The organism is Streptomyces sp. KLMMK (assembly GCF_036961605.1).
GTDB classification, from domain to species: domain Bacteria; phylum Actinomycetota; class Actinomycetes; order Streptomycetales; family Streptomycetaceae; genus Streptomyces; species Streptomyces telluris.
The window spans coordinates 1-7,074 of sequence record NZ_JBAMDC010000338.1; the positions used below are offsets into that span (position 1 = coordinate 1).

Annotated in this window: 6 protein-coding genes; 2 read left to right on the forward strand and 4 right to left on the reverse strand. The window is 74.5% G+C overall.

Features of this window, described 5'->3' with window-relative positions:
- Positions 1 to 267: 267 nt before the first annotated feature.
- From V7793_RS30190 to V7793_RS30205, 4 genes are all read right to left on the reverse strand, one after another.
- Positions 268 to 1,047, reverse strand: a complete 780-nt coding sequence (locus tag V7793_RS30190) for a 2,3-dihydro-2,3-dihydroxybenzoate dehydrogenase (protein ID WP_336012427.1) — start codon at positions 1,045 to 1,047, stop codon at positions 268 to 270.
- A 222-nt stretch (positions 1,048 to 1,269) separates the two neighbouring features.
- The gene (locus V7793_RS30195; RefSeq protein WP_336012429.1) at positions 1,270 to 3,258 is read right to left on the reverse strand and encodes a S9 family peptidase; all 1,989 of its coding nucleotides are present in this window, start codon (positions 3,256 to 3,258) and stop codon (positions 1,270 to 1,272) included.
- Positions 3,259 to 3,368: 110 nt separating this feature from the next.
- Complete coding sequence (locus V7793_RS30200; protein WP_336012432.1) at positions 3,369 to 4,751, reverse strand: M20/M25/M40 family metallo-hydrolase; 1,383 nt, start codon at positions 4,749 to 4,751, stop codon at positions 3,369 to 3,371.
- The gene (locus V7793_RS30205) at positions 4,744 to 5,580 is read right to left on the reverse strand and encodes a M55 family metallopeptidase (RefSeq protein ID WP_336012441.1); all 837 of its coding nucleotides are present in this window, start codon (positions 5,578 to 5,580) and stop codon (positions 4,744 to 4,746) included. Before V7793_RS30205 ends, V7793_RS30200 begins: the two co-directional genes overlap by 8 nt.
- A 417-nt stretch (positions 5,581 to 5,997) precedes the next feature.
- On the opposite strand from V7793_RS30205, the gene V7793_RS30210 reads away from it, so the two are divergent.
- Together V7793_RS30210 and V7793_RS30215 are read left to right on the forward strand one after the other, a co-directional pair.
- Positions 5,998 to 6,792, forward strand: coding sequence for an alpha/beta fold hydrolase (locus V7793_RS30210; protein WP_336012434.1), 795 nt, complete (start codon positions 5,998 to 6,000; stop codon positions 6,790 to 6,792).
- A partial coding sequence (locus V7793_RS30215) for an AMP-binding protein (RefSeq protein WP_336012438.1) occupies positions 6,789 to 7,074 on the forward strand: 286 nt, incomplete at its 3' end. The genes V7793_RS30210 and V7793_RS30215, both read left to right, overlap by 4 nt.

Below are 7,074 nucleotides of genomic sequence, written 5' to 3' on the forward strand. Positions count from 1 at the left end.
CCGGTCGGCGACGTGGTGAGCCGTGGTCACCTGTTGCTCCTTTTCCTTCCGGTGGGTCTCACCGGGTGTGCTGTGGGGTCCTGCTGCCGGCCGGACCGGGTGGGCCGGGCGGCGGCACGTGGCCGGTGCCCGGTGGGGTGGCCCGGGCGGGCCGACCGTGGGGACCGGGCCGGGAGCCCGGTCGTGGGCGGCGGTGTGCGGGCGGCGGTGCGCCCGGCAGTGGTCGCGAGCGCGGACGGCGGTCCGCTCCCCGCGCCCGATGCGCCGTCAGGCGCGCAGCGTCGCTCCGCCGTCGACGTACAGGTCGTGCATCGTGATGTGCCGCGCGCGGTCGGAGACGAGGAAGGCGACGGCGTCGGCGATGTCGGCGGGTTCGGCGATCCGGCCGAGGGGGATGCCGACGCGGTACGACTCGGGGTCGCCGTCGATGACGCGCTGGGGCGCCTGCTCGTCGGCCCACAGCCCGCGCTGCATGGCGGTGTCGGTGGAGCCGGGCGAGACGACGTTGCAGCGGATGCCGCTGCGGGCGAGCTCGAGGCCGAGGCACTTGGTGAACATGGTGGCGGCGGCCTTGGAGGCGGCGTACGCGGCCATGCTGGTGCGCGGCACGCCGGCGGCGTTGGAGCCGACGGTGACGATGCAGCCGGAGCGGCGCTCCGTCATGCGGCGGGCCGCGGCGCGCGAGGTGTTGAAGACGCCGGTGGAGTTCACGGCGAAGGTGCGGTGCCAGGTGTCGTCGGTGATGTCGACGACGGGCGAGGTGCGCAGCACCCCGGCGACGTTGACGAGGATCGCGAGGGGGCCGAGGGTGTCCTCGATCTCTTCGACGACGGCCTCGACGGCGGCGCTGTCGGCGACGTCGGCGGTGTGGGCGGTGACCTTGTCGCGGCCGAATTCGGCCTCCAGGTCCTTGATGCCGTCCGGGGTCCAGTCGAGGGCCGCGACGCGCGCTCCCCGGGCGACGAGGGCGCGGGTCACGGCCTCGCCTATGCCCTGGCCGGCGCCGGTGACCAGCGCGATGCGGCCGGAGAGTTCTGACTGCTGCACTTGCGGTTCCCCCGATTCCCAATTCGAACTAAGGTAAGCCTTACCTTACATGACCCGCCCGGCCGGATCGAACGGCCGCGCGGAGGGGGCGCCTTGCTCCATCCGCACGCGGGGGGCGCACGAGCAAGGCTTAGGTTAGGCTAACCTCACGCTCTTGCCTATAGGGGGGTGACCCCCGGCTGCCCGGCGGCCACCCCCCTGCGGGGCGCGGGTTCCGGCCCGTCAGGTCACGAGCTCCAGGGCCGCCATGCCCGGCGCGGCGACCCCGAAGGTCTGTGCGTACAGGGACAGTTCCGCCTCCAGCGCGCGCACGACCGTGGCGGCCCGGCGGAAGCCGTGGCCCTCGCCCTCGAAGGCGATGTAGGTGTGCGGCACCCCGCGGCCGGCCATCGCCGCCAGCAGCCGCTCGCTCTGCGCGGGCGGGCAGACGGGGTCGGCCAGCCCCTGCAGCAGCAGGAAGGGCGCGGAGATCCGGCCCGCCCGGTGCAGCGGCGAGCGCTCCCGGTAGCGCTCGGGCACCTCCTCGCGGGGGCCGATCAGCGACTCCAGGTAATGCGACTCGAAGTCGTGCGTGCCGCCCTCCGCCGTCCAGGCCTCCGGGTCCAGCACCGGGTAGAGGATGGTGCCGCAGGCGTAGAGCGAGGTGGCGGCGAGCGAGGCCGCCGCCGTCCAGCCGCCCGCACTGCCCCCGCGGACCGCGATCCGGGCGGGGTCGGCGATGCCCTCACGGGCCAGCGCCCCGGCCACCGCCGCGCAGTCCTCGACGTCCACCACGCCCCACTGCCCGCGCAACCGCTCGCGATACGCGCGCCCGTAGCCGGTCGAGCCGCCGTAGTTCACCTCGGCGACGCCGATGCCGCGGGAGGTGAAGAAGGCAGTGGCCAGGTCGAGGACGAGGGGCGAGCGGGCGGTGGGGCCGCCGTGCGCCCACACCACGTACGGCGGCAGCTCCCCGTCCGGGGCGATGTGGCCGGGGTTGCGCGGCGGGTGGAGGTGGGCGTGCACCTCGCGCCCGTCCGGCCCGGCGAAGGTGCGCGTCAGCGGCTCGGGATAGTAGGCGGGGTCCACGCGGTCGGCGTGCCGGGCGCCGACGGGCCGGGCCCGGCCCGTGCAGACGTCGAGCTCGACGACCTCGTACGCGCTGTGCGGGCTCGCGGCGACCCCCACGGCGCGGGTGCCGTGCACCGCCAGGGTCGGCGCCCATTCGGTCCACGGCCCGGCGACGTCCGCGATCTCCCCGCTGCGGGGGTCGAGGACGCCGAGGACGGCGGCGCCGCGGCCGTGGAGCGCGGCGACGAGCCCTCCCGGCAGCGGCGCGAACCAGCGCATCCCCACGCGCCACAGCGGCCCCGCGAACTCCTCCTCGCGGCGGCACAGCGCCGCACTCTCCCCCGTCGCCGGGTCGACGCGGTAGAGGTTCCACCAGCCGGTGCGGTCGCTCGCCGCGACCAGCGAGCCGTCCTCGGCCCACTCCACCTGGGCCACGGACTCCGCGGGACCGCCCATGACCGTGCGGGCGTCCGGCAGCCGGCCGTCCGCGGAGACCTGAGCGGTCTTCAGTTCGGTGCCCTCCCAGGGCATCCGGGGGTGGTCCCAGGCGATCCAGGCCGCCTGCCGGCCGTCCGGGGAGAGCCGCGGCCCGGTGACGAAGCGGTTCCCGCCGTCGGTCAGCTCCCGGACGGCCCCGCGGTCCCGTGCCCCGGAGCCGTCCAGCGGGACGGCGGCGAGCAGCCGGCGCACGTCGTACGGCCCCTCGCCGGTGAACTCCTCCAGCACGCACCACACCTCGCCGCGGCCGGGCAGCAGCACCGGATCGGCCCAGCGCAGCCCGCCGCCCACCGACGACAGCGGGGTCAGGGGCCGCGGGGCGGCACCCGGGACGTCGGGCTCGAAGGCGTAGAGCCGCTGGTCGGCGAAGTGGGTGAAGACCACCAGAGGGCCGCCGGAGGCACGGGCCACCGCCGCCCACGGCAGGCCGCCGTACTCCAGCACCCGGTTGCGCACGTTCCAGGGGGCGGGCAGCACCGTCTCCTCGGCCCCGCCGGCCCGCCGCCGCACGAGGGTGAAGCGGCCCTCCTCCGCCGGGCGTGGTGCGGCCCACCACAGCTCGTCGCCGACCGTGCCCACGAAGTCGGGTCCACCGCCGGCCGACGCGGCGAGCTCCGCACCGACCGGGGACTGCCAGGCTCCGTAGGACGCCGTGGACACCATGATCTGTTACGCCTCCTCGAAACGGCCCGTGGGGCCGTGGTCATCACACTGTGTTCGTCAAGCCGTGTGCAGCAAGCTGCGTTCAGCAGGCCGTGGTGATCAAGCCCCGTTCATCCAGCTGCGTTCATCAAGAAGTGGTCGAGCACCCGCACGCCGAAGTGCAGCGCGTCGCAGGGCACCCGCTCGTCGACGCCGTGGAACAGCGCCTGGTAGTCGAAGCCCGGGGGCAGCTTCAGCGGGGCGAACCCGTAGCAGTCGATGCCCAGCCGCGAGAACTGGCCGGCGTCGGTCCCGCCCGACATGCAGAACGGCACCGCGTGCCCGCCGGGGTCGAAGCGCTCGACCGCCTCCCGCATCAGGGCGAACAGCGGCATGGCGAGCGGGGCCTGCAGCGCCGTGCCCTTCTGGTAGTACTCCCACTCCACGTGCGGCCCGGTGAGCCGGTCCAGCGTGGTGCGGAACTCCTCCTCGCCGCCCGGCACGACGCGCCCGTCCACGTGCCCGACGGCGGCCCCCGGGATCACGTTGACCTTGTACCCCGCGTCCAGCATCGTCGGGTTGGAGCTGTTGCGGACCGTCGGGGCCAGGAGCCGGGCCGCGGAGCCCAGCTCCTCCAGCAGCGCGTCGGCGTCGAAGCCCGGCGCGCCGGGGTCGGCCTCGATGCCGTGCAGGGCGGCGATCTCCACGAGCGCGGCGCGCACGACCGGGGACAGCCGCACCGGCCAGCGGTGTCTGCCGATCCGGGCCAGCGCCTCGGCCAGCCGGGTGACGGCGTTGGCCTGATTGGGTTTCGAGCCGTGGCCCGCCCTGCCGCGCGCCGTGAGCTTGAGCCAGGCCGTGCCCCGCTCCCCCGCCGCCACCGGGTACAGCCGCAGCCCGCCATCCGCGTGGAAGGTGTAGGCGCCCGACTCGCCGATCGCGTACCGGCAGCCCTCGAACAGGCCCGGGTGCTCCTCGGCCAGGAAGGCGGCGCCCGTCCAGGCGCGGTCCTCCTCGTCGGCGGTGAAGGCGAGGACGACGTCGCACGGGGGCCGGGCGCCGGTGCGCGCCCAGGCCCGTACGACCGACAGGACCATGGCGTCCGTGTTCTTCATGTCGACGGCGCCGCGGCCCCACACCACGCCGTCGCGGACCTCGCCGGAGAAGGGGTGGACGCTCCACTCGGCGGGGTCGGCGGGGACCACGTCGAGGTGGCCGTGGACGAGCAGCGCGGGGGCGCCCGGATCGGTGCCCGGGACGCGGGCGACCACGTTCGTCCGGCCGGGCTCCTTCTCCAGCAGCACCGGCTCGATGCCGGCCTCGCCCAGGGCCGCGGCCACGTACTCGGCGGCGGGCCGCTCCCGGCAGTCGCCCGCGCCGCGGTTGGTCGTGTCGATGCGGATCAGGTCGGAGGTGAAGCGCACCGCCTCGTCGAGGGCGCGCGCGTCCACCCGGACCGCCGCCCCCTCCGCCCCCGCCGTCCCTTCCGTCTCTTGCGTCGTGATCTCAGCCATACTGCTCCTCCACCGCGGCCGACACGACGGTCGTGACCGCCTTGAAGCAGCGGATGCCGTCGTACATGGTCGCCGTGGTGTACGAGACCCGGCGCTCGCCGCTGGGCACGACGCCCGGGATCACCGTCGCCGCCCCGGCCAGGTGGTCGGCGTCGAACTCGATGTCGACGGTGAACGGACCGCCGCCGGTGACGGGCTCGTACCGCACGGCGAGGGCCGCCGCCTCCCGGGCCGCGGCGCGGATGTCCGCGGCCGTGCGCGCGGGGGTGCGGCAGACGGCCGCATAGCGGGAGACGCAGTCCTTGACGGCCACCGAACGGGCCAGCGGGGCATATCCCTTGGCGTCCGCACAGGTCAGGTCGTCGCCCGTCACCAACACCACGGGAACACCGTATTCCGCCACGACGAGGGAGTTGAGCAACCCCTCGCTCGCCCGCGCGCCGTCCACCCAGACGCCGGTGATGGTGTTGGCGAGGTAGGTGTGGGCGAGGACGCCGGGGGTGCCGGCCCCCGTGTGATAGCCCACGAAGGCGATGCCGTCGACATCGCCGTGCTGCACGCCCTCGACCATGCTCAGGCTCTTGTGCCTGCCGGTGAGCATCTGCGCCCGGTCGTCCAGCTTCTCCAGCAGCAGATTGCGCATCCCCCAGTGCGCTTCGTTGATGACGACCTCGTCCGCACCGCCGTCGAAGAAGCCCGCGACGGCCGCATTCACGTCCGAGGTGAACAGATGGCGGCACCGTTCCCACTGCGAGGCGCCGGGCAGCACGTCGGCCGGCCAGGTGACACCGGTGGCGCCCTCCATGTCCGCGGAGATCAGGATCTTCACCATGCCTCAGTCCTACCGCAGGTGACAGGCGGCCGCACGGGTCCTGGCACAGTCGCCGCAACGGGCTTGCGGCGGTACTCGGCCGTCCGGCGGACGGAGGCGGGGACGGAGGCCGCGCCGGCACCGTGCTCGATCAGGCGTTCGGCGGGCCGCGGAAAAGGCGGCGGCGACCCCCTCCCGGCCCCGCCCGGCGGTGGCGGAGGACACCGGCGGACCATGGAGGCAAACCTCCATATCCATGCGGGGGAATTGCATATTCCAAGTTTTGCCGCATTTTACCACGCCCGTCAGGACGGTTGCTTCAACTCCATGAAAATATAAAGCAGTTGACGTCGCCATTGACCTTCGCAATTATCGGTTCCCGGCGACGGCCGGCGCTTCCTTTCGGACAACCGGCCCTCACACCAAGGACACTTCATGCCCACCATCGAGATATCCCGAGGGCCTGTCGAATACACCGTCCTCGAAGGAAAGCCCGAAGCCGCCCCGCTCGTCCTCCTCCACGAGGGCCTGGGCTGCATCGCCATGTGGCGGCGCTTCCCGGCCCGCCTGGCCGCGGCCACCGGCCGCCGGGCCCTGGTCTTCTCCCGCCACGGGCACGGCGGTTCGGGCCCGGCACCGCAGGAGCGCACCCCGCGCTCCCTTCACGAGGAGGCCCACGAGGTCCTCCCCGAGCTGCTCGACCGGCTCGGCGTCCGCCGTCCCGTGCTCGTCGGCCACAGCGAAGGCGCCTCGATCGCGCTGCTGCACGCGGCCGGGCACCCCGTCGAGGCCGTCGTCGCCGTCGCCCCGCACCTGTTCGCCGAGCCGCGGACGCTTTGCGGCGTCGCCGCGGCCCGCGAGGCCCACGCGTCCGGGCCGCTCGCCAAGGAGCTGGCCTTCTACCACCAGGACCCGCTCACGGTGTTCCGGCGCTGGAGCGGGCTGTGGCTCTCCGAGGCCTTCCGCGACTGGGACATCGAAGGCGATCTGGCCGGCGCCACCGCCCCCGTCCTCCTCGTCCAGGGCGACAGCGACCCGTACGGCACCTTCGCCCACCTCGACGCCGCCGAGCGCGCCCTCGGCGGGCCCGTGCAGCGCCTGGAGCTGGCCGGCTGCGGCCACGCCCCGCACCTCGAACGGCCCGACGACGTCGTCGACGCCGTCCGGACCTTCCTCTCCACCGCCTCCGCCCCCGCCGGGCAGCCCTCGCGCCAGGAGATCCGACCATGAGCGACCCCGACGACGTCCGCCTGGACGGCCTGCTCGCCGCGTCCGCGCGCCGCCACCCCTCCCGCCCCGCCCTCACCGCCCGGGGCCGCACCTGGACCTACGCCGAACTCGACGGCGCCGTCGACGGGCTGGCCCGGCAGCTCCGCGCGGCCGGCCTGGAGACCGGGGACCGGGTGGGCGTCCTGGCCCCCAAGGGCACCGAGGCGGTCCTCGGCATCTACGCCGCGCTGCGGGCCGGGGCCGTCGTGGCCCCGCTCGACGTCGCCGACCCGCCCGTCCGCA

Bases quoted from the DNA above. Each gene is read 5' to 3' on its own strand.
- V7793_RS30195 (WP_336012429.1), bottom strand. From the start codon at position 3,258: ATGGTGTCCACGGCGTCCTACGGAGCCTGGCAGTCCCCGGTCGGTGCG.
- V7793_RS30200 (WP_336012432.1), bottom strand. From the start codon at position 4,751: ATGGCTGAGATCACGACGCAAGAGACGGAAGGGACGGCGGGGGCGGAG.
- V7793_RS30210 (WP_336012434.1), top strand. From the start codon at position 5,998: ATGCCCACCATCGAGATATCCCGAGGGCCTGTCGAATACACCGTCCTC.